The organism is Kribbella qitaiheensis (assembly GCF_042657745.1).
In the GTDB taxonomy this organism is placed as follows: Bacteria; Actinomycetota; Actinomycetes; order Propionibacteriales; family Kribbellaceae; genus Kribbella; species Kribbella qitaiheensis.
The window spans coordinates 1-1527 of record NZ_JBHSKE010000092.1; the positions used below are offsets into that span (position 1 = coordinate 1).

Genomic DNA, 1527 nt, shown 5'->3' on the forward strand with positions numbered 1-1527 from the left:
TCTCGTGGGTTACCGAGCGCGTTCCGGGTGCTCGGCCTTTCCGACAGGTTGTGAGGAGGCCCCGGTGTTTTCTGAGCGTACGAGTGTTGGGCTGGATGTGCACGCCCGGTCGGTTGCCGCTGCGGCGATTGACGGGCTGACCGGTGAGGTGTTCAAGGCGCGGTTGACGCCGTCGCATGGCGAGGTGCTGAACTGGGTCGGCAGGTTGCCGGGTCCGTGCGCGGTGGTGTACGAGTCCGGGCCGACCGGGTTCGGGCTGGCGCGTGCGCTGATCGGGGCGGGGTTGCGGTGTGAGGTGGCGGCGTCGTCGAAGCTGCAGCGTCCGGGCGGTGATCGGGTGAAGACCGATGCGCGGGACGCGCTGCGTCTGGCGCGGTTGTTGCGGCTGGATGAGATTGTGCCGGTGCGGATACCTGGCCCGGCCGAGGAGGCCGCGCGTGATCTGGTCCGGGCGCGGGAGGCGTCCCGGGCGGATCTGATGCGGGCGCGGCACCGGCTGTCGAAGCTGCTGCTGCGGCACGGGATCGTCTATTCCGGTGGTAAGGCGTGGACCGAGCTGCACGACCGGTGGGTGCGCCGGCAGCGGTTCGACTCCATGCCGACCCAGGCGGCATTCGACGATGCCTACGAGACGGTCGTGCTGGCTGCGGGCCGCCGTGCCCGCCTGGACGAGAAGATCATCGCGCTCGCCGGGGACAGCGAGTTCACCGCGGTGACGCGGCGGCTGGGATGTCTGCGGGGGATCTCGACGCTGACCGGTTTCGCGCTCGCGGTCGAGATCGGCGACTGGGATCGGTTCACCGGCGCGAGCATCGGCGCTTATGTCGGACTGGTGCCCAGCGAGCACTCCTCTGGGCAGAGCCGTGTGCAGGGCGCGATCACCAAGACCGGCAACACCCATGTGCGGCGGCTGCTGGTCGAGGCTGCCTGGCATCACCGCAGCGCCTACCGGCCCGGGGTGGTGCTGCAACGCCGCTGGGACCAGGCGCCTGCGGCGGCCCGGGCCCGCGGGCATGCCGGCAACCAGCGTCTGCACGCCCGCTGGGTCAACTTGAACCTGCGCAGGAAACGGCCGGTGATCGCCAACGTCGCCGTCGCCCGCGAACTGGCCGGCTGGTGCTGGTCGCTGGCGGTGCTGCCCGACTGAAACCACGCCGTGAACCAAGCCCCCGTTGGGGCCGAAGATCCCGAGGAACCGCAGCGCGAGGAGCAACGCGCCCCGGGGCTATGAAGCAGCCGATCCTCCTTCTCACGCTAGGGAATCTGGCCACGCTCGTCCTTAGACCCGCGCAACGCTCCAGCCGAACAGACGGTCCTGCAGGTAACCAACCCGCGCATATCAGCCTCGACCGCGCGTCGCCACGACACGCTGACCTCGGCTTCGACCCCAACGGGCCCCACCTCCCGCATTGCCACAGCATGACGTCGTCCTCGCCGGCGTCAAGGCCAAGCCCTGCCGGGTGGCCTACGGCCAGCCTTGACACCGACGGCGGGCGCCATCAATCGGGCACCTGGCGGGAGCCCCCC

At 70.1% G+C, this 1527-nt stretch carries 1 protein-coding gene; it reads left to right on the forward strand.

Features of this window, described 5'->3' with window-relative positions; all coding sequences use genetic code 11:
- The first annotated feature begins 64 nt into the window (after positions 1–64).
- Positions 65–1147: an IS110 family RNA-guided transposase gene (locus tag ACFPJ1_RS43280; protein WP_380112279.1), complete on the forward strand. Its 1083-nt coding sequence runs from the start codon at positions 65–67 to the stop codon at positions 1145–1147.
- The last annotated feature ends 380 nt before the right edge of the window (positions 1148–1527 follow it).